This window comes from Halorussus halobius, from assembly GCF_004765805.1.
GTDB lineage: Archaea > Halobacteriota > Halobacteria > Halobacteriales > Haladaptataceae > Halorussus > Halorussus halobius.
In genome coordinates this window covers 594,097-613,517 of record NZ_SBIU01000003.1, presented here as the reverse complement: position 1 = coordinate 613,517, position 19,421 = coordinate 594,097, and the positions used below count along the sequence as shown (strand labels likewise).

The following is a 19,421-nucleotide window of genomic DNA, read 5'->3' as shown; positions in this document are numbered from 1 at the left end:
CCGGCGACCGGAACGCGACCCGGACCCCAAATATTATGTATCCAGACACGTAGCGTTGCGGACATGTCGATACGAGCGAGAGCCGTGAAGCTCGGACGGCGGTCGGCCCTCCGAGCGGTCGCGTACCTCCGAGAGTTCGCCCTGATAGCCACGTACGCCGCCATCTGCGTGGCCGTGACCGTGCCGACGCTGGTCGCGACGGGGACAGCGGTCTACTGGAGTATCACGAGGTTCGGCCTCCAAGGAGAGCTCAGGACCGCCACGGTGGTCGGTGGCGCGGTCGTCGTGATGTTCGAGTTCGCCATGCTCCACCGGTTCGCCCAGACGCTGGGGTACGTGATGCTCGGGCCGACGCGGGGCCGGAAAATCTGACGGCCGGTAGAACGGGACGTTTCGGGCGGGTGCCCGGACGGGACGTGTAGCGTTACTCCGCAACGGTCGCTTCGTCCTCGAACTCGATCTCGGCGTCGTCCTCGCCCGAGGTCAGCCACGACCCGACCACGACCGACCCGCCGGTCACCAGACCGAGGCGAGTGGCGAGGTCCTCGATGCCGACCTTGCGTGCGAGCAGCGTTACGACCGCGAACGCGACGAGACCCTTCAGGAGGCTCTTCTTGAGTGCCATATCAGTTCGAAGGATAGGTCGGTCCCAAGAAATGTCTGTCGCTTTCGGTATATTCCGACGCGCCCCGGCCCACGGGACCCCCGGACGCCCAGCCCCGAAAAACCGAACGACGGCGGGGCTACTGCGGGCTCGGACTGCCGGTACCCGAGCGACCGACCTGCCGGTCGAGTGCCGAGCCGGTGAGGTTCTTGAGTCGGTCGACGAGGCTGTCCTTCTCGGCCTCGCCCGCCAGCGCGACTTCGAGCACCTCGCTGATGTGCGAGACGGGGATGATCTCGATCTGGTCCTCGTACTCCGCCTCTATCATCACGTCGTCCTCGTTGGCTGCCGGGATGATGACCCGGTCGAGCCCCGACTTGGCGGCGGCCTCTATCTTGTGGGTGACGCCGCCGACCGGGAGCACGTCGCCCCGGACCGACAGCGAACCGGTCATCGCGAGGTCCTGCGCGATGGGGAGGTCCTCCAGTGCGGAGATGACCGCGGTGGCGACCGTAATCGACGCCGAGTCGCCGTCGACGCCCTGCTGGCCGGCCTGGACGAACTGGATGTGGACGTCCTTCTCGCCGAGGTCCTCGTCGCTGTACTTCTTGATGATGGCCGACACGTTCTGGACCGACTCCTCGGCCATCTCCTTGAGCTGACCGGTGGCGATGACCTCGCCCGGCCCCTGCGAGGGCGTGACCTCCGCCATCACGGGCAGGACGATACCGCTGTCCTCGCCCATGACCGCGAGCCCGTTGACGCGCCCGACCACGTCCCCCTCGTTGACGGTGAGTTCGTAGTCCTTCCGGCGCTCGATGTAGTCGTCGGCGACCTGCTGTTCGATGGACCGGCTCCGGCGCTTGGCCTGCAACACGTCCTCGCGCTCGGTCTTGTCCTTGTTCTCGGCGCGAGCGATGTCGCCCGCGACCCGGACGAGTCCGCCGAGGTCCCGGAGCTTGAGCGTGAGGTGGTCCTTCCGGCCCGAGCGGCGCTGGGCTTCGAGGATGACCTCCTCGATGGCCTCCTCGTCGAAGTGGGGCAGGCGGCCGTCGTTCTCGACCTCCTGGGCGATGAAGCGGGTGTACTTCCGACGCATCTCGGGCGTGTCCTCGATGGTGTCGTCCATGTACACCTCGTAGCCGTACCCCTTGATGCGCGACCGGAGCGCGGGGTGCATGTTCTCCATCGCGTCCATGTTCCCCGCCGCGATCATGATGAAGTCACAGGGGACGGGTTCGGTCTGGACCATCGCGCCCGAGGAGCGCTCGGACTGGCCCGTGATGGAGAACTCGCCCTCCTGGATCGCGGTCATCAGCTTCTGCTGGGACCGGATGTCGAGCGTGTTTATCTCGTCGACGAACAGCACGCCCTTGTTGGCCTTGTGGATGGCCCCGGGTTCGACGCGGTCGTGACTCGGGGTCTCCATGCCGCCCGACTGGAACGGGTCGTGGCGGACGTCGCCCAGCAGCGCGCCGGCGTGCGCGCCGGTCGCGTCCTCGAAGGGCGCGGTCGCCTGGTCGGCGTGGTTGACCAGCAGGTTCGGAATCATCGCGTCGTTGCCCCGCGAGCCGTACCGGAACGCCAGATAGATGACCCCCGCCGCGAGGATGCCCAACAGCGGCCGACCCGCGATGAGCAGCGCGTAGCCCGCCACGATGGCGATGATGACCCACATCAGGAACGACCGCATCTGGTTTCGCTTGCGGGCCTCCTCCTTGTGGGCGTCGATTATCTGCTCGCCCTTCCCCGCCGGGACGGTCCGGACCTTCGGCTCGTTGCCGTCGTCGGGGTTGTGGTAGACCAGCACGTCCTGGAGGTCCTCCTTGGGGAGGAGTTCGCTCATCGCCTTCGCCAGCATGGACTTGCCCGTCCCGGGCGTACCGATCATCATGACGTGGCGGCGCTGCTTGGCCGCCTTCTGGACCACGTCGCGGGCGTGGTCCTGGCCGATGACCTGGTCGACCAGCCGGTCGGGAATCTCTATCTCGTCGGTCGTCTCGATGTCCAACCCGCCGAGCAGGTCGTCCTCGAGTACCTCCTCGTCGTCGACGTCCGGCGCGACGTCGCTGCCGAGGTCCTCGAACCCCGAGTCGTTCCGGTCGCTCTCCGGGCCGTCCCGGTCGGCGTCCGGGGTCTGCTCGCGGGGCTCGTTCGCGCGCTCGCGGACCACGTCCGCTCGCTCGCGGGTCTGCTCCGGCGGCGGAGCCTCGTTGTCGGTGTCCTTGCTCATAGAACTGTCCTGTACGTGTCCGAATGGAGGGCCGGAGAATTGATATACTTTCTCCCTCGAATTCGCCGAGAGTGGAGCGGCCCAATCGGTCGGAGACGGTCTGAAAAAGCCGTTTCGCTCGGACGAGTCGACTCGCCACCCTTATAAAATGTCCCGCCGCAACGATAGGTATGACGCGGGGATTCTACATCGGTCGCTTCCAGCCGTACCACGACGGCCATCACAACGTGGTCCAGAGCATCGCCGAGGAGGTCGACGAGCTCGTCCTCGGCATCGGGAGCGCGGGGGATTCACACTCCCGCCACGACCCGTTCACGGCGGGCGAGCGAATCATGATGATAACCAAGTCGCTGGTCGACCTCGACCTGGTGACCTACGCCGTGCCCATCGAGGACCTCGACCGCAACTCGGTGTGGGTCAGCCACGTCCAGAGCATGAGTCCGGCCTTCGACGTGGCCTACTCGAACAACCCGCTGGTCATCCAGCTGTTCACCGAGGCGGGCGTCGAGGTCCGCCAGTCCCCGATGTACAACCGGGAGGTGCTGGAGGGCACCGAGGTCCGCGAGCGCATGATAGAGGGCGACGACTGGGAGCGGCTGGTCCCCGACGCCGTGGTCGAGGTCGTCTCGGAGATCGACGGCATCGAGCGCATCCAGCGCGTGAGCGACTCGGACAGCAACGGCGAGTAAGCGAGCCGGACACCCGCGTCACGCCGCGAACCCCGCGCCGACGAATCCTGCGAGGAACGACCCGACCGCCGCGAGCAGCGCCAGTCCGACCCGATAGCCCACGAGCGCCCGGTCGAACCCCCGCTCTAGCCCGGTCGCGATGGTCGCGAGGATGGCCGCCAGCAACAGGACGTACGTGGCGACGGCCAGCCCGAGCGGACCGGTCGGCAGCGGTTCGCCCAGCGATCCGGCTGCCATCCCGTCGGCGAGCGCGACCGTCGCCCCGCCGACCAGCGGGCCGAACACCGCCGCCGTGTTCCGCAGCGTCCCGGTCACGCTGGCGAGTTCCCGGCGAGCCTCGCGCTCGACTCGCCGGAGGTCGTCGACGTGGTCGGCCATCGAGACGACCGCGCGGCCGGCGGGGCGGCCCTCCCGCGACGCGAGCGCCAGCAGCGACGCCACGGTCCGGGACTGCTGGCTCGGGACGTCCGCGAGCGCGCCGTACTCGCCCAGAAACGCCTCGCGAACGCCGACCCGGAGCCGTCGCTGGACTCCGGCGGCCTCGGACAGCACCTCGCCGGTCCGGCCGGCCACCTCCGGCGCGGCGTCGGCGACTGCGGCCTCGACCGACGCCCCGTCGCTCACCCGACGGCCGACCAGATACAGCGCGTCGGCCAGGTTCTCCTCGGCCGCGCGAGCGTCGTCTCGAACTCGCTTGACCGGCCGGAACCACCAGACCAGCGTCGCGCCGAGCGCGCTCCCGGCGACGACGGGCCAGCGCGTCCACGCCGGGAGCGGGAGGGTCGCGATTCCGGCGGCCACTCCGGCAGCCGTCCCGATGGCGAGCGACGGCCAGCGCCGGGCCGGCACGTCGGGGTGGGAGCGAGAAACCGCTGGCGGCGGGAACGCCGCGGGTCGCCGGACCAGCAACCACCCGCCGGCGACGAGGAGACCGGCCGGCAGGAGCAGGTCGTAGACCGCGACCAGAACCGGAATCGAGAGCGGCAGTCCGGCGACGCGAGCCGCCGGCAGCACCGCGACCAGCGCGAGCGGGAGCAGGACGCCGAAGGCGTACAGCGCGGTGGTCGGTCCCCGGACCCCCTCGGCGAACGCCGCCATCCGGTCGCGGGTACCGTCGAGCATCGCGTCCATCGCCCGGTCGAGGCTCCGGTCACGCTCGCCGGCGGGCGCGTCGGCGGCGGCGTCGACGAGCAGCGCGGCTCGGCGGAGCGGCGGGTTCCAGTCGGCCCACGCCGCGCCGAACGCCGCCAGCCCCGAGCGCGGCGTGCCGGCGGCGCGTCGGACGTGGGCCGCGAGACTGTCGGCCAGCGGTCCCTCGCCCTGGGCCGCGAAGGCGGCGGCGCGCTCGCTCGCGGGTTCGACGCGCGTTCGCAGAACCGCCCGAGCGACGAGCGCGGGCGCGGTCCCGAGCGCGGCGGTCCGGCGAGCGGTCGCCAGCCAGACCGGTCCCCGGCGCGCCAGCGCGACTGACCCGGCGGCGAGCGCGACGACGACTGCGCCGGCCGAGAACCCGAGCGCCGAACCCCAAAGTGCCGCGAGCGCGAGCGTCGGGAGCGCGAGCGCGGCGAGGCCACAGCCCAGGACGTAGCCGGCCCGGAGGAACGTCTCGGCGTCCACTCCGGCGTCGAGATACGACAGGGCTCGCCGGAGGTCGTCGCCGGGGTGGACCGACAGCGGACAGCGGGCCGCGAGCCAGCGCGCCCGACCCGCGAGCGAGTCGCGGGTCACGGCTCCCTCCGGTCGGCGTAGACGGCCACCACCTCCTCGGGGTCGGTCCGGTCCTCACGCGCTAGTTCGGCGAGCAGCGCCTCGCGGTCGGCCAGCGCCGCGCGCACGTCGGCGTAGGTCTCGTTCGAGCGCGCGAGGGAGGCGACGAGCGTGCTGTTGCCGCGGTCGATTCGACCGGTCGCCCGGAGTTCGTCGTCCCGAACCCGGAACAGCGACTCGAACCGGTCGGCCGCGACCACCTCCTCGACCGATTCGACCCGGCGGCGCGTGCCCGCGTCGGTCCGGGTCGCTTCGAGCGTGACCACGAGGTCGGTGGTGGCGAACGACGACGCCGGGACGTTCAGGTCCGAGACCACGCGCTCGCGGACGGCCTCGCCGCCGTCGCCGTGGATGGTGCCCAGCACCGCGTCGCCGCTCGCGCCGACCCGCATCGCCTCGTAGAGGACTGCGGCCTCCTCGCCGCGCACCTCGCCGACGACCAGCGCGCCCTCGCCGAGTCGGAGTGCGGTTCGGAGCGCCTCGGGCGGTTCGAGTCCCGGCCCGTCGTCGGTCGCGGTCCGGAGCGGCTGGACGTCCCGGCCCCGGCGCTGGAGCGCCGAAATCGGGAGTTCGGGCGTGTCCTCGATGACGACGGTTCGGGTCGCGGCCGGGAGTTCCCAGCACAGTGCCCCGAGCAGGGTGGTCTTGCCCGCGCCGCGCGGCCCGGCGACCAGACCGGCGGCCGCGCGCTCGACCGACAGCGAGAGGAACGCGCCCGCCTCGGCGGTCAGGGTGTCGTTGGCGACCAGCGCGGGCAGGGTCCACGGCGTCGCGTCGTGCGCGCGGAAGGCGAATCCCGGCCCGTCGCTGGCTGGGTCGGTGACCCCCGCGACCCGGACCCGCCCGCCGGCGGTCTCGGCGGTGGCGTCGAGGGTCGGGGCCGCCCGGGAGAACGCCCGCCCGCTCTCGCGCCGGAATCGGGAGGCCAGCGCGGCCGCGCCCGACTCGGTCAATCGAACGTTGGTCCGCATTCGCTCGCCGTCGACGCTCGCCCGGAGCGGGTTCCGGTCGGCGGGCGCGGTGGCGAACACGTCCGAGACCGCGGGGTCGGCGAAGAGGTCGGCGAGGACGCCGTAGCCTCGGGTGTGCTTGCGGAGCGCGGCCGCGAGCGCCGCGACCGGGTCGCCGTCGTCGGCGACCCGACGGACCGCCCGGCCGGGCGCTCGCTCGCTTGCTCCTCGCTCGGGCGCGTGCCCGTCGGCTCCGCGCTCGGGCGCGTGGGCCTGCTCGCCGACGGCGAAGTCGGCGAGCAGGCCGTACGCTTCGGCGAGCGTTCCCAGCTCGCCCTCGTCGAAGGTGTGTTCGACGGGTTCGAGATGGTAGGTCCGGAGCGCGCGCTCGTCGGCGTAGAGTCGGACGGTCGCGCCCGTGGGAAGGTCGCGGGTCTCGACCAGCGCGGCGTCCGGTGGCGGGCGCGTGGCCACTCGCGCCTTGGCTATCGCGGGGCCGACGAACGCCCGGAGCGCGTCGTCGTAGCCGTCGACCCGACCAGCGCACGCCGCGAGACCGGTCTCGGCGACCAACTCGCCCGGCGGTCCCGCCCGCCCGAGCGCGGCGTCGGCGGCCCCGAGCGGGTCGCGGCGGGCGCGCTCGGCGAGTCGCTCGTCGTGGAACGTCACGCGCTCGGCGAACCGGCCGGCCGCGACCAGCAGGGCGGCGGCCCCGTCCTCGTAGGCTCGTTCGAGGCGGTCGGTCCGGGCCACCACGGCGTCGGCCTCGCGGTCGGCCAGCGCACCCACGGCGGTCGCGCGGCAGGCCGGCTCGGCCGCGAGGTCGCCCGCGCCGGGACAGTCGGCCGCGTCGAGGACGAGGCGGTCGTCCTCGAAGGTCGGGTCGCAGGCGCACGCGGGGTCGTCGTCGCCGAACCGCGCGAACAGGTCACGCATGGCCCGGTTTCGTCCCGTCCTCGGATTTAAAATTCAGGGTGGTAACGCAGGACACTGTTCAGAGTAACGCGACCGTCGACGAGTCGCGCTCGGTGACCCAATCCACGTCCCCCTGGTGGACTGAACGGGCGAGCGCGCCGAGGGCGTTCGAGGATTCCGTATCAGCATCGGCCAAGTCTCAGACCGACATCACAGACGAACGAGTTCACACGTTGCCGGTGAGCGCGTCGAACACGTCGTCCGCGAGGTCGGCTTGGGACCACATCGCCACGTCGCCGCCGTTGGCGTATGCCGCGCCGTCGACCGGAATCTGGCCGCCGCCCATCCGGGCGTGGCCGCCCGCGCTCGCGCCGGGAACGTCGTCGGCGACCGTTTCGAGCGCCTTGCCCATGTGGACGCGGTCGTCCCGGGACCGCCCCGACAGGTGGACCGTGTCCTCGCGGCGACCGTAGATGACCACGGCGGTCACGCCCTCCAGTCGGAGGAGTTCGTCGGCGGCCTGCGGGACCGTGTCGACGTTGTCGATGCGGCCCACGTCGCTGACCGCGAACGACCCCCGAACGTCCCGACCGGAGATGGCTCTCGACTTGACCTCCAGCACCTCGGCGCTGACCTGCGGGTTGGCGATGCGGTCGAGCAGGTCCTCGTCGACGCCCCCGTAGAGGTACGCGGCCGCCTCGAACTCGGCCTCGGTACAGCCGTTCGTGAGGTGTTTGGTGTCCGACTGGACGCCGAACAGCAACCCGGTAGCGACGTCCGGGGGGACGACCAGTCCGTCGACCGCCGCTTCGGCCTCCTCCTCGTCGTCGGGCGCGACGGGCGTCGCGCCCACGTCGTCGAGGTACTCGGCGACGATGGTAGCACACGAACCGTAGTCGGTGCGCTGGTCGGTGAACCGCTCGCCGGTGCCGTTCCCGGGGTGGTGGTCGACGACGGCGTAGGGTTCGAGACGCTCCGCGCCCTCGAATCCGCGCGGCGTGTTGTGGTCGACCAGCACGACCTCCTCGGCCGCGAGGTCGTCGACGTGCTCTATCTTGTCGAGGTCGAGGTCGAGTACTGCGCGGAACGCCCGGTTCTCCTGATGGCGAATCTGGCCGGGGAACTGGAGGGCGGCGTCGGTGTCGACCTCGCTCGCGAGGTGGGCGACGCCGATGGCGCACGCCATCGCGTCGGGGTCGGGATTGGGGTGCATCAGGACGGTTATCTCGTCGCGCTTGGCGAGCGCGCGCTTGAAGCGCACGCCCATCGGCCGTCGAATCCAGCGGACGAGGAGCCACAGCGACGCCACCAGCGCGACCGCGCCGAGCGCGACCGCGCCCGCGAGCTCGGGCGAGTCCAGACCGTAGGCCTCGGCCGTCCGGAGCAGGTCCCGGAGCCGCAGGTCCGGGACGACCGGGATTTGCATGGAACCACCCACGACCCGGACGAACAAGAAATTTTCCCGAAACGTCGACGTTGGGGTTTCTCGACCGCGTCGAATCGGGGGACGGGACGGGCTACGACCGGGTCCCGGTCCCGCGGGCCGCGACCGCGGGCCGATACCCCTCCCGGAAGGTCGGATACGTGAAGTCGTAGCCCAACGCCCGGAGTTTCCCGTTCGAGCACCGCTTGCTCGCCCGTATCCGGCGCTCGGCCGATTCCGAGAGGGTCCCCGAGTCGATTCGCTTGGCCGCCGTCCGCACGGCGGGCGACTCGACGCCACACTGGTCGGCCAGCCAAACGGCCAGGTCGGGTTTCTCGACGGGTTCGTCGTCGGCGACCAGTACGACATCGCCGCGAGCGAGGTCCTCGGTCAGCAGGAATCGGACCGCGCCGGCGGCGTCGTCGCGGTGGACCAGGTTCAGGTACCCCTCCGTGACCGGGCCCGAGAGGTATCGCTCCAGGCGGAATCGGTCGGGGCCGTACAGCCCGGCCAAGCGCGCGACCGTGCCGTCGATTCCTCGGTCGGCCGCCTCGTCGAGCGCCACGCGCTCGGCCTCGACCAGCACCGACCCCCGCTCGCCGGCGGGGGAAAGCGGCGTCTCCTCGTCGACCCAGTCGCCGCCGTGGTCGCCGTAGACGCCCGTGCTGGAGGTGTACACCAGCCGGTCGGGCGAGTCGGCGCGCGCCCCGAAGTGGTCGACTGCAGTCCGAAGTCCCTCCACGTACGTCTCGCGCGCGGCGTCGGCGTCCCGGCCCCCGGAACTCGCGGCGAACACCAGCGCATCGACGTCGGGGACGGCCGCGAGCGAGTCGGCGTCGGTCACGTCCGCGCGAACGGCCTCGAACCCGGCGTCGGCGATGGCCTCGAGCCCGTCCTCCGAACGGCGGACGCCGACCGCGCGGTGGCCCCGGTCGGTCAACTGCCGGCCGAGTTCGAGCCCGACGTACCCGCACCCGAGTATCGCGACGTCCATGGTCGGTGGTTGGGGCGGCGCGTGGATAACTCCGGCGGCGAAACGGCTGCGGCGATTTGCCGGACAGCCCTGCGGTCGGCGCGCGCCCAAGCGCGCGAGGGATGCGGACCGCAGCGTAGCGAGGACCGCAATCGGCTGGGGCGGTGTGAGGTTCGCGGCGGCGGTGCTGTGCGGTCTGCCATCGGGCGAGACAGTAGCTAGCTTCGCAGTTCCGTCCTCGGCCACGGGTCGTCCGACCGATACGGCAATCGAGTACCGAAGTGAAACCTCTATCAATCGCGGCGACCACTGGTTTAGTATGCTCTACGACGACGTCGAGGAGCCCGGGGACACGTCGCCCGCCCGGCTCCGCGGGGAGTACGTGGCGGAACTGCGAGCGGTCGTCGACTCGCGGGGCGTCGACGCGGTGGCCGACGAGAGCGGCGTCGACCACGAGACGGTGGCCGCGCTCGTGGCGGACGCCGACGTCGGCGGCGACGCTGGCACGGAGGCCGACGCCGACCCGGGGACGATACAGCTCTCGGACGCGGCGGCGATTCTGGCGACCGACCCCGACGCGCCCGCCGGCGAGGACATCCTGCTGGAGGTCCGCGACCACCTCCTGATGGGGATGACGACCGCCGTCCTCGACGTGGACACCCTCGCCGCCGAGATCGACGCCGACCTCGACGCCAAGCAGGTCCACCAGAAGGTCGAGGGCCGGACGCCGATGACCCTCGACGAGTACGCGCGCCTCCAGCACTTCATCGCGAGTCGACAGCGGTGAGCAGGGAGCGTTTCGGGTGGCTGTCCGGTCAGCGTCTCGCGTCGAGCGAATCGATAAGTCGGGCATATCAGAGTGCTAAATCGGGCGTATCGGAGCGACAAGTCGGGCATATCGGAGCGACAGCTAGCTTCTGCTTGAGCCAGTGAGTACCGCGGCACAGCCCCGTACCGCGACCGCTCAGCGGGAGCCTCACGCCTCCCCAGCCTCGGCGAGCGCCAGAACGCGCTCGCCTCCCTCGCGCGCTTCGGCGCGGTCCTCGTGACCGCGCCCGCCCGCGCCGACGTGGAACGGGCGATTCCGGTCGCGACTCGACGAATCCGTCCCCTTACTCCGAGGACCACCCCGCAGACTCCTCCTCGCGCACCCCGTCCCGGTCGCCGACGCCGGGCGGGCCGGGCGGCACGACCACCGCCACGACCGTCTCGGTCTCGAACCCGACCGGCGCGGTTTCGCCCACGACCTCGGCGTCGCCGTCCCCGTCCCAGTCGAGTCGGACCACGTCGTCCGCCCGGACGTAGGTCGTCGACTCGTCGGGCGGGCCGTGGGGCGCGCGCACCGCGAACCGGGCGTACTCGCCCCGCACGTCGACCGTCCAGATGTTGACCGTCGCGTACCAGTAGCCCGGCACCGGCGCGACCGGGAGGCCGGCCGGCACCGCGCCGAGCGCCTCGCCGAACCATCGGTCGCCAGCGACTTCGGTCGCGTTCGCCAGCGAGTCCGAGACGGCGTCGGCCAGCGCCTCCCGCGCGAGCGACCGGGTGGTCGCCGCGGTCCGGTCGACGAGCGACCGGGACGGTCCGGCGACCTCGCGCCGGGTCGATTCGAGCGCCAGGTCGACCCGCACGGCGAGCCAGTCGCGGCGGTCCGGCCGGTCGAGCGCCGGACGCTCGCGGACCACGGCCTCGACGATGGCCCGTCTGGCGGAGCCGTTCGCCACCGCGAGCGCCCGCGAGTGGATGGCGTCCCAGCGCGCGAGTCCCGCCCGAACGGCCTCGCGTCGCTCCGCACGGGTCAGGTCGAATCTCGAGCCCGCCAGCTCCGCGACGAGGTGCCGGCGGCCGCGGCCCAGCGAGTCCGACAGCGTCTCCCGAAGGTCGGCTCGCCTGCGTTCGAGGCTCGCGTTCTCGCGCTCGGCGAGCGTCCGGTTGGCGGCCCGGAGTGCCAGCGCCGCCGTCCGAAGGTCGGCTCGCTCGGACGCGCCGTCGCCCACGACCGCCGAGGCCACTGCGTCGGCCGCGTCGTCGTAGGGTGCGGTGAACACGTTGACGTTCCGGGCCGCGAGCGGGTGGCGCTGCTCGTCCGCCGGAATCGCCGCGACCTGCTCGTGGTCGAGTTCGGCCAGCGTGAGGTACGGCGGCGCGCCGGACACGTCCAGGTCCACCGCCGACCCGGGCCCGTCGGCCGGCATCGGTCGAGGCGTCGGCGTCGCTGGAGTCGTCCGCTTCCGCAGAACCCGACGCGCGCCGTCGAGCGACGCGCCGACCTCGCCGAGCGCCTCGTCGATTCCCGACCGGGTCGACTCGGTCCGCTCGGCGCGCGCGTCGAGTCGCGCGAGCACCCGGTCGAGATACGCGGCCCGGGCCGCGACTCGCGTCCGGTCGGCGACGCCGTCGTACCGGGCGGGCGCGTCGAGCAGCACCGACCTGTTCGCCCGGAGTTCCCCAGCCAGTCCCTCGGCGGCCGCTGCGCCCCCGAGCGTCTCGTCCGCCGTGACCGCCACGGTGACGTTTCGGATGCGCTCGCGGAGCGACGCGAGGTCGGCGTACACCCACCGTCGGAGGTCGTCCGGGCGCTCGGTCGAGACGCGCCGAGCGCGGGTGTCGAGCGTGCCGGCGACCGCGCGCCGGGCGAGGGCGTCGAACCCGCCGCGCTGGTCGACCAGCTCCGCGGTCGCCGCCCGGTCTACGTCCCGGAGATTCGGACCGCCGAGCGCGCCGCCGGACTCGTGGACGCCGGCGACCCGCCGGGACGGCGCGGCCGCGACCGCTCCGTTCGGGTCGTGGTCGCCGACGACCGCGAGCCGGACCTCGTGAGTCTCGGACCACTGCCGGACTGTCCGGCGAGTCTCGACGCCGCCGGTCTCGTTCTCGCGGACCCAGTCGGCGACCAGCGAATGGGTCCGGACGACGCGCCGGGCGTCGGAGTCGAGGCGGTGCCACCCGGACGGGGTACCGGGTGGCGGACCCGAAATCCCGTCGACCCGGCTCGTCGTCCGGACGTCGGTCCCGCGCAGGCTCCAGTTGCCGGCCGGCCGGAGCGGCGACGGTCTCGGCTCGGCGTTGACCTGCCGAACCGTCGCGACGAGGCGGGCGTCGACCGCGTAGCCCGACCGCAGGACGTCGGCCAGTCCCGTGCCGTTCTCGCCGCCGACCACGTCCGCGAAGGCCCGGTCGGCGGTCCGATTGACGCCGACGCGGACGGTCCGGTTCGGCGAAGGGGCGTCGGGCGAGGAGTCCTCGTCCGGCGACCCCCCAGCGGTCACGCCGCCGGGCATCGGGTTGTCCCGCCGGTACCGGTCGACCGCGTCGAGGAGCTGTCCGGACCACTCCGACCCGTAGTGGACGTCTGCGGCCGAGAGCAGGTCTCTCGCTCCGACGCGCGCGGTCGCCCAGCCGACCGCGCGCCGACCGCGGGGGTCGCTCGTTCCGAAGGCGGTCCGCTGTTCGCGCAGGAGCGCGCCGTTGGTCGCCAGTTCGACGTGGCGGTTGGCCACCACGTTCTCGATCGGTGCGCGCCCGTACTGGGCGTAGCCACGCGCCCACGCCGCAGCGTACAGCCGACCCGTGAGCCGCCGGCCCAACCCGGGTGCGAGCGGTCCCCGGTTCAGCCGCGACTCGAACCGCTCGACTCGCTCGTGGAGCGCCAGCGCGGGCGTCGCCACGGTCAGCCTCGGGGACAGGTCCTCGCGCGCGACGACGCGACGGTCGCCGGTCCCCGCCCGCTCCCGGGTCGCGACGACCGTGACGTTCTCGATTCGGACGCGAACGCCTGCGTTCTCGGCGCTCCCGGCGGATTCGAGGTCGACCCGTCGCTTGGCCGCCCGCAACGCGGTGGCGTTGGACGTGGCGGGCAACGACGCCGACCCGTCGACGTCGCCGACTCGGACGTCGACCCCGTCGAGTGCCGAGCGGGCCGCGAAGTAGATTCGGATTCGGAGGTAGTCGCGGTACGGATCCGAGTCGTTCAGGACTCGCCCCGCCGTGGTGTTGCCGGCGTCGGTGACCGGCGCACGGGCGGCCTCGCGCCCGGCGCTGGTCACTGCCTCCCGGAGCGCGGTGGTCGCGGCGGCGGTCGTCCGGTCCATCGCCACGCCGACCGACTCGTCGGTCGCCGGGGCCGGCCCGCCGGCGAGCGTGGCGCTGAGCCCCGCGCTCCCCACGAGCAGGACGACGCCGACAAGCGCGAACGGGACCCGGGCGCGGCGGTCTTCGGCGAGTCGTACCGACCACCGCTCCGGCCCGCCGTGGCGGTCCGTCACGCCGACCACGTCCTGACGGCGAGTCGCACCTCGCGAACGACGAACTCGGCGGCGTGGACGTCGGCGTCGGGAGGTGAGGCCGGACCCACTGCGAGACGACCGGCGGGCGACTCGTCGGGGCCGACCCGACCCGGTGGCGCTCGCGCGACCACTCGCACGCCGACGCCGAGGCGTCCGAGTTGCCGGTTCACCTTGCCGATGACAGCTTCCGCGAAGGTCGAGGACGCCCCCGGCGCGGCCGTGCGGACGTCCGCGTCGACCGCGCTGGCGAGCAGTCCGGCCAGCGTGTCGTGGGCCGTGCGGGTCCGACCGTCGACCGAGTAGTTCACCCGCGCCGTGGCCGTCGCCAGCAGTTCGGCCGTCTCGTCGGCCGACGCCGGAGCGACGCCGTGCTGGCGCGGCGTCCCGTCCGCCGTGGGCGGACCCGAGAGCACCAGCGCGCTCGCCGAGACCAGCAGTAGACACAGCGAGGCGTCGACGACCGTGCTGACGCCCCTCACGTCCACACCTCCGCGCGGAGTTCGCCCGGCCGGATTCGGCCGGGAGCGACCCGGACGCTCACCGCGAGGTCGGCGGCGTCGGCCCGCGCTGGCGGCGACGGTCCCGCGCGCCAGGTCCGCCCGGCGGCCTCGAGCGTGAGGTTCACCCGGTGACCGTCCGGAGCGGCCCGCAGGCCCGCCGGGAGCGCGTCGGGGTCTGCGACGCCCGTCCCGGCGATCGCGTGTTCGGCCCGCTCGACGGTCGGGTCCGCGAGATTCCGGTCGGGCGTCGAGAGCGTCCCGTCGAGGACGCCCGCGTAGGCCGCGAGCGCGACCCCGACGGCGAACACCGCGACCAGCGCGGCGAGGGGTTCGACCTGTGCCCTCGACCCGGCCGACCCGCCACTCGCTCCGGCCGACGTGTACAACGGGAGCCGGCGAACGACCGCCTCACCCGACCAGCGTGACATCCACGCCCTCCCACGAGACGCGCCGGACGGTCAGTTCCTCGCGCGACCGCCACTCGGGCGTCCGATTGCGCGCGGCAGCCGCCGAGCGACGGAAGTCCGCCGGAGAACCGAACGCGGTCTCGGGCGGCGCACCCCGGAGGACGTCCCGGAGCGCGGTTCCCGACCCGACGGGCGTCACCGGACCGTAAGCGAACGTCGCGTGGGCCCTCGCGCCGTCCGTCCGGAGTCCGAGCCGGTAGGGCCCGACCCGGACCGCGTCGACCGACACGGGGTGGACGCCGGTCGCGGCGTGTTCGCTGGCGGCGACGGAATCGACCGTGTCGGCGGCGCTCGCGGCGTCGGGCGGGGGAGACCGGGGCAGATTGGTGGCGACGCCGAGCGCGGCGGTACTCGCCACCGCGAGCCCGACCCAGAGGTACCACGTCTCGACAGGTGCGTCGAACATGGCCCGGTTTCGTCCCGCCCTCGGATTTAAAAGTTCAGGTGGGGAGCGTCGACGCGGTTCGGCGACGCGGTGAGAACTCGGTCACACGAATTTGGACGACGTCGGCGTGCTGACCTCATGTTCCACGTCGGCGCGCGCTGGCTCTCTCGCTTCCATGTCGGCGCGCGCTGGTGCGGTCCTCGTGACCGCACCGAAGCGCGCGAGGGAGGCGAGCGCGTTCAGGCGCTCGCCGAGGCTGGGGAGGGGTGAGGCCCGCCGTCGCGGTGCGGGGCGGGGCAGTGCGGTGCGGGTGCGGGGCTGTACGGTTGGCCTTGGTGGACTGAAAGGGCGAGGTGCGGTCACGCGAGCGAAGCGAGTGTGACCTCGGAAGTCACAGCCCGCGCAGCGAAGCGAGCAGGACTGTCTTCCGGCGCTCGCGTGCAGTTCAGTCGCTGCGGGACCCCTATCCGTCGCAACTACGTCCGTCGGATATGTTCCGCAGCGACCGCGAGCGCGCCGAGGGCTTTCGAGGGTACGTTTGCGGCTCAAGCGTCGTCACCGTGCGCGCCGAGGGCTTTCGAGGGTACGTTTGCGGCTCAAGCGTCGTCACCGTGCGCGCCGAGGGCTTTCGAGGATACGTTTGCGGCTCAAGCGTCGTCACCGTACGCGCCGAGAGCGTTCGAGGCTACGACTGCGGTGCCTGCTGTGAGAGCATCACCAGAGAGCGTACGCGAACCGCACGCCTTTTGGCCCCCAGTGCGTACGCTCGGTCGTGCAGATCGTCGGGTACGAGACCGAGCGCGTCGGCGGCGAGGACGGCGATTCGGACGACGTCGGGCCGGCGCTGCTGGTGGCTGAGGACGGCCGGGTTCGGCGCGAACCGCTGCCCCCCGGACGGAGCCTCGCGTACGCGCTGGGCGACCGCCGGTGTGCGGGCGCGCTCGACGGCCGGACCCACCGCGCGTGTGCGAACGAGGCCGCGCCCTACTGCGACCGCCACGCGAGCACGTGGGTCTGTGCCCGGTGTACCGGCGACTGTCTCAAAGACGAGATGGACTGCTACGAGGACCACGCCATTTACCTTGCGGCGTTCGCGCCCGCGACGTTCAAGGTCGGCGTCACCCGCGAGTGGCGGCTCGGAACCCGCCTGCGCGAGCAGGGAGCCGACCGGGCGGCCCACCTCCGGACGGTCGAGAACGGCCGCGTCGCCCGGCAGATCGAGGCCCGACTGGCCGAGGAGTTCACCGACCGCGTGCGCGTCCCCGCGAAGGTTCCGGGCCTCCACCGCGACGTGGACGAGTCGGCGTGGTCGGCCGCGCTCGACGGGTTCGACCCGGTGGAGACGTTCGCGTTCGACTACGGACTCGACCTCGACGCCGCGCCGGTGCCCGAAACGGTGGCGACCGGCGAGGTAGTCGGCGTTCAGGGCCGCGTGGCGGTGTTAGAGCGCGGGGCCACGACCTACGCGGTGGACCTGCGCGAACTCGTCGGCCACGAGATACGGGCCGAGGAGACCGACCGCGAGTTGCAGTCGAGCCTCCGCGCGTTCTGACCGGGGTCGTCGCCGGACGTTCCGAGCTGCCCTGAGTCGTCGCCGAGTAGAACGAATTAAGTTGCGGCCCTCGAAACGGCCACGTATGGCCGAAACGGGTTCCACCGACATGGGCATCGGACTCGCCACGCTGTTCACGCTGCTGGCGGTCGTCGCCACCGGCGCGATGGTCGTCTCACCGGGCACCGAACTCGCGGCGTGGGGTTTTGCCGCCGCCGTCACCGCGGGCGTGCTCGCGGTCGCTGCGGTCCACCTCTACTGGGACTGACCGTCCGACTTCGGGCCGACCGTCCGGTTCCCGACCGAACTGACCCGCGACCCGGGACGCGAATCGAACGGAAGAAATCGTTAAGGGTCACAACGCCGTACTTGACGACGGGAATGACTGATTACACCGACGAGGAACGGCGAATCCTCGCGTACCTCCGGGAGAGCGTCTCGAAGGGCGAGCGGTACTTCCGCTCGAAGAACATCGCCGAGCACCTCGAACTCTCCTCGAAGCAGGTCGGTGTCAGGCTCCCGGAACTCGCCGAGAAGTCCGAGGAGGTGGACATCGAAAAGTGGGGGCGCGCCAAATCGACGACGTGGAAGGTCACGCCGGGGTGACCGTCCCGTCCGCGACCGCGACGGACGCAACCGAACACGGCGGGCTGCCCGTCCGCCACGGGCCGCCCGTCCGGTCGACGGCCAGCGCCGGTCCGGCGGGTTTTTGAGAGCGCGCCACGAACCACCGGTATGACCGTCCGGGTGGAGCGGACCTTCGACCTCGATCTGGAGCCGGCGCAGGTGTGGGCGTTCATCGCCGACCCGGAGCGACGTGCGAGCGTCATCAGCGTCGTGGACGACTTCGAGCAGACCGGGGAGAACTCGGCGACCTGGCACGTCCGGCTCCCGATTCCCTTCTTCGATACCACCGTGCCCGTCCAGACGCGGGACGTCGAACGCGACCCGCCCGACTACGTGAAGTTCGTGGGCCGGTCGTCGGCGCTCCGCGTGACCGGCGAACACGAGCTCTCGCCGACCGACGGCGGGACGCGACTGGTCAATCGGTTCACCGTCGAGGGCCGGGTGCCCGGCGTCGAGCGCTACTTCAAGAAGCACTTCGACCAGGAACTCGACAACCTCGAAGCCGCGCTCCGGGAGGAGGCTCCGGCGTGAGGCTCGCGCTCGCCCAACTCGAAATCGAGGCCGGGGCGGTCGAGGCCAACCGCGAGCGCGCCGAAGCCGCCATCGCCGAGGCGGCCACACGGGGCGCGGACCTCGTGGTCCTGCCCGAGATATTCAACGTCGGTTACTTCGCGTTCGACGCCTACCGACGCGCGGCCGAGCCGCTGGCGGGTCCGACGCTGACCCGCATGGCCGACGCGGCCCGCGAACACGGCGTCGGCGTGCTCGCCGGCACGATAGTCGAGGACCTCGCGGCGACCGAGACCGCGCCGGTCCCCGCCGAGGAGGGGCTGGCCAACACCGCCGCGCTGTTCGACCGCGACGGGGAGCGCCTCGCGGTCTACCGCAAACACCACCTGTTCGGCTACGAGTCGGCCGAGGCGCGGATGCTGGTCCCGGGCGAGCGCGTCGAGACCGCCGCGTTCGACGGCGTGACCGTCGGAACCACCACCTGCTACGACCTCCGATTCCCGGAACTCTACCGCGAGGTGGCCGAGCAGGGGGCCGAACTCGTGGTGGTCCCGAGCGCCTGGCCGTACCCCCGGGTCGAGCACTGGAAGCTGTTGGGCCGGGCGCGCGCGGTCGAGAACCAGTTGTTCGTCGCCACAGTAAACGGCGCGGGCGCGTTCGACGACGCCGAACTGCTCGGGCGCTCGACCGTCTACGACCCGTGGGGAACCACGCTGGCGAGCACCGGCGACGACCCCGACCTCGTGATGGCCGACGTCGAGACCGACCGCGTTGCGGCGGTCCGCGAGGAGTTCCCGGCCTGGCGCGACCGGCGGAGCTAACTCGGTCGCGCGCCCGGGGCCGCGAGCGACGGGGCCGACCTTCGAGGTCGAACCGGACGGAATCATCACTCGGCCAAAAGGTTGAAAACCCCAACATTAATTACGGCAGGGTTCGAACGGGATTTTGAAACCGAATGCCCCAGACGACCACGAGTTCCCGCTCGGCGGACGGGCAGACGGACGGTCAGCGGCCGTCACGTGCGGTGATGTTCGACCTCCTCGGGAACTCGCGTCGTCGCCGCGCGCTGCGGTACCTCCTCGACGAGCCGACGATGACTCTCACGAAACTCAGCGCGCGAATCGCCGCGTGGGAGAACGGGGTCCCGACCGACGACCTCTCCTCGCGCCAGCGCAAGCAGGTGTACTCGTCGCTCTACCAGACCCACGTCCCGCGACTCAGCGAGCACGGGCTGGTCGAGTACGACGCCGACGACCGGACCGTCAGGCTGACCGGCGACCGCGACCGAATCCGGCGGTTCCTCGAACTCGACGACGCGCCCCGCCGGACGTTCTCCCACCGCTGGAGCCGCTACTTCTTCTGGACCGCCGTGGTCGGTAGCGCGGCCATCGCGGGCAACTGGCTCGGCACCGCACCCGCCACTCACCTGGGCACCGAGGACCTCTACGGCCTGCTCACGGTGACGTTCATGATGCTCAGCGTCTCGTTCGCGATGGCGGTCGAGGGACCGAAGCTGGTTCAGGTGTTCGACTGAGACACT

Annotated in this window: 19 protein-coding genes; 9 read left to right on the top strand and 10 right to left on the bottom strand. The window is 71.9% G+C overall.

Going from position 1 to position 19,421, the window contains the following annotated elements; genetic code table 11:
- Nucleotides 1-63: 63 nt before the first annotated feature.
- Nucleotides 64-372, top strand: a complete 309-nt coding sequence (locus EPL03_RS09815; RefSeq protein ID WP_135829148.1) for a hypothetical protein — start codon at nt 64-66, stop codon at nt 370-372.
- 52 nt (nt 373-424) lie between these two features.
- Here the strand turns inward: EPL03_RS09815 and EPL03_RS09810 are convergent, their stop codons facing one another.
- The gene (locus EPL03_RS09810; protein ID WP_135829147.1) at nt 425-625 is read right to left on the bottom strand and encodes a hypothetical protein; all 201 of its coding nucleotides are present in this window, start codon (nt 623-625) and stop codon (nt 425-427) included.
- Nucleotides 626-743: 118 nt separating this feature from the next.
- Nucleotides 744-2,837 (bottom strand): ATP-dependent protease LonB, encoded by a 2,094-nt coding sequence (gene lonB, locus EPL03_RS09805; protein ID WP_135829146.1) that lies wholly within the window; start codon nt 2,835-2,837, stop codon nt 744-746.
- A gap of 170 nt (nt 2,838-3,007) precedes the next feature.
- Here lonB and EPL03_RS09800 point away from each other — a divergent pair, with 170 nt between their 5' ends.
- Entirely contained in the window at nt 3,008-3,526 is a 519-nt protein-coding gene (locus EPL03_RS09800; protein ID WP_135829145.1) for a nicotinamide-nucleotide adenylyltransferase, read from the top strand.
- Between the two features lie 18 nt (nt 3,527-3,544).
- Here the strand turns inward: EPL03_RS09800 and EPL03_RS09795 are convergent, their stop codons facing one another.
- The 4 genes from EPL03_RS09795 to EPL03_RS09780 form a co-directional block, all read right to left on the bottom strand.
- Entirely contained in the window at nt 3,545-5,254 is a 1,710-nt protein-coding gene (locus EPL03_RS09795) for a type II secretion system protein (RefSeq protein WP_135829144.1), read from the bottom strand.
- Nucleotides 5,251-7,179, bottom strand: coding sequence for an ATPase, T2SS/T4P/T4SS family (locus tag EPL03_RS09790; RefSeq protein WP_135829143.1), 1,929 nt, complete (start codon nt 7,177-7,179; stop codon nt 5,251-5,253). Before EPL03_RS09790 ends, EPL03_RS09795 begins: the two co-directional genes overlap by 4 nt.
- A 205-nt stretch (nt 7,180-7,384) precedes the next feature.
- Nucleotides 7,385-8,584 (bottom strand): DHH family phosphoesterase, encoded by a 1,200-nt coding sequence (locus EPL03_RS09785; protein ID WP_135829142.1) that lies wholly within the window; start codon nt 8,582-8,584, stop codon nt 7,385-7,387.
- Between the two features lie 91 nt (nt 8,585-8,675).
- Entirely contained in the window at nt 8,676-9,575 is a 900-nt protein-coding gene (locus EPL03_RS09780) for an SDR family oxidoreductase (RefSeq protein WP_135829141.1), read from the bottom strand.
- 298 nt (nt 9,576-9,873) lie between these two features.
- Between EPL03_RS09780 and EPL03_RS09775 the strand changes: the two genes are divergently transcribed.
- Nucleotides 9,874-10,341, top strand: coding sequence for a DUF5791 family protein (locus tag EPL03_RS09775; RefSeq protein ID WP_135829140.1), 468 nt, complete (start codon nt 9,874-9,876; stop codon nt 10,339-10,341).
- A 325-nt stretch (nt 10,342-10,666) separates the two neighbouring features.
- Here EPL03_RS09775 and EPL03_RS09770 read toward each other — a convergent pair whose 3' ends face one another.
- Genes EPL03_RS09770 through EPL03_RS09755 form a run of 4 tightly spaced genes read right to left on the bottom strand, consistent with a single transcriptional unit; the run spans nt 10,667 to nt 15,213 of the window.
- Nucleotides 10,667-13,819: a DUF7286 family protein gene (locus EPL03_RS09770; RefSeq protein ID WP_135829139.1), complete on the bottom strand. Its 3,153-nt coding sequence runs from the start codon at nt 13,817-13,819 to the stop codon at nt 10,667-10,669.
- On the bottom strand, nt 13,816-14,319 hold the full coding sequence (locus EPL03_RS09765; protein WP_168216204.1) for a DUF7284 family protein: 504 nt from the start codon (nt 14,317-14,319) through the stop codon (nt 13,816-13,818). Before EPL03_RS09765 ends, EPL03_RS09770 begins: the two co-directional genes overlap by 4 nt.
- Nucleotides 14,316-14,768: a DUF7285 family protein gene (locus tag EPL03_RS09760; protein ID WP_135829137.1), complete on the bottom strand. Its 453-nt coding sequence runs from the start codon at nt 14,766-14,768 to the stop codon at nt 14,316-14,318. The genes EPL03_RS09765 and EPL03_RS09760 overlap by 4 nt, the downstream gene beginning before the upstream one ends.
- Nucleotides 14,749-15,213, bottom strand: a complete 465-nt coding sequence (locus tag EPL03_RS09755) for a DUF7283 family protein (protein WP_135829136.1) — start codon at nt 15,211-15,213, stop codon at nt 14,749-14,751. Before EPL03_RS09755 ends, EPL03_RS09760 begins: the two co-directional genes overlap by 20 nt.
- A 751-nt stretch (nt 15,214-15,964) precedes the next feature.
- Here EPL03_RS09755 and EPL03_RS09750 point away from each other — a divergent pair.
- The 6 genes from EPL03_RS09750 (at nt 15,965) to EPL03_RS09725 (ending at nt 19,415) form a co-directional block, all read left to right on the top strand.
- Nucleotides 15,965-16,744 (top strand): DUF2797 domain-containing protein, encoded by a 780-nt coding sequence (locus tag EPL03_RS09750; RefSeq protein WP_135829135.1) that lies wholly within the window; start codon nt 15,965-15,967, stop codon nt 16,742-16,744.
- Nucleotides 16,745-16,829: 85 nt separating this feature from the next.
- Nucleotides 16,830-17,012: a DUF7525 family protein gene (locus EPL03_RS09745; protein ID WP_135829134.1), complete on the top strand. Its 183-nt coding sequence runs from the start codon at nt 16,830-16,832 to the stop codon at nt 17,010-17,012.
- A 113-nt stretch (nt 17,013-17,125) separates the two neighbouring features.
- Nucleotides 17,126-17,350 (top strand): DUF7123 family protein, encoded by a 225-nt coding sequence (locus EPL03_RS09740; protein WP_135829133.1) that lies wholly within the window; start codon nt 17,126-17,128, stop codon nt 17,348-17,350.
- 129 nt (nt 17,351-17,479) lie between these two features.
- Nucleotides 17,480-17,902, top strand: coding sequence for a CoxG family protein (locus EPL03_RS09735; protein WP_135829132.1), 423 nt, complete (start codon nt 17,480-17,482; stop codon nt 17,900-17,902).
- Nucleotides 17,899-18,702, top strand: a complete 804-nt coding sequence (locus tag EPL03_RS09730) for a carbon-nitrogen family hydrolase (RefSeq protein ID WP_135829131.1) — start codon at nt 17,899-17,901, stop codon at nt 18,700-18,702. The genes EPL03_RS09735 and EPL03_RS09730 overlap by 4 nt, the downstream gene beginning before the upstream one ends.
- 134 nt (nt 18,703-18,836) lie before the next feature.
- The gene (locus tag EPL03_RS09725) at nt 18,837-19,415 is read left to right on the top strand and encodes a DUF7344 domain-containing protein (RefSeq protein ID WP_135829130.1); all 579 of its coding nucleotides are present in this window, start codon (nt 18,837-18,839) and stop codon (nt 19,413-19,415) included.
- Nucleotides 19,416-19,421: the final 6 nt, after the last annotated feature.

Coding starts and splice junctions, on each gene's coding strand:
- EPL03_RS09760 (WP_135829137.1), bottom strand. CDS start 14,768: ATGTCACGCTGGTCGGGTGAGGCGGTCGTTCGCCGGCTCCCGTTGTAC.
- EPL03_RS09775 (WP_135829140.1), top strand. CDS start 9,874: ATGCTCTACGACGACGTCGAGGAGCCCGGGGACACGTCGCCCGCCCGG.
- EPL03_RS09815 (WP_135829148.1), top strand. CDS start 64: ATGTCGATACGAGCGAGAGCCGTGAAGCTCGGACGGCGGTCGGCCCTC.
- EPL03_RS09780 (WP_135829141.1), bottom strand. CDS start 9,575: ATGGACGTCGCGATACTCGGGTGCGGGTACGTCGGGCTCGAACTCGGC.
- EPL03_RS09810 (WP_135829147.1), bottom strand. CDS start 625: ATGGCACTCAAGAAGAGCCTCCTGAAGGGTCTCGTCGCGTTCGCGGTC.
- EPL03_RS09785 (WP_135829142.1), bottom strand. CDS start 8,584: ATGCAAATCCCGGTCGTCCCGGACCTGCGGCTCCGGGACCTGCTCCGG.
- EPL03_RS09790 (WP_135829143.1), bottom strand. CDS start 7,179: ATGCGTGACCTGTTCGCGCGGTTCGGCGACGACGACCCCGCGTGCGCC.
- lonB (WP_135829146.1), bottom strand. CDS start 2,837: ATGAGCAAGGACACCGACAACGAGGCTCCGCCGCCGGAGCAGACCCGC.
- EPL03_RS09745 (WP_135829134.1), top strand. CDS start 16,830: ATGGCCGAAACGGGTTCCACCGACATGGGCATCGGACTCGCCACGCTG.
- EPL03_RS09755 (WP_135829136.1), bottom strand. CDS start 15,213: ATGTTCGACGCACCTGTCGAGACGTGGTACCTCTGGGTCGGGCTCGCG.
- EPL03_RS09800 (WP_135829145.1), top strand. CDS start 3,008: ATGACGCGGGGATTCTACATCGGTCGCTTCCAGCCGTACCACGACGGC.
- EPL03_RS09735 (WP_135829132.1), top strand. CDS start 17,480: ATGACCGTCCGGGTGGAGCGGACCTTCGACCTCGATCTGGAGCCGGCG.
- EPL03_RS09740 (WP_135829133.1), top strand. CDS start 17,126: ATGACTGATTACACCGACGAGGAACGGCGAATCCTCGCGTACCTCCGG.
- EPL03_RS09725 (WP_135829130.1), top strand. CDS start 18,837: ATGCCCCAGACGACCACGAGTTCCCGCTCGGCGGACGGGCAGACGGAC.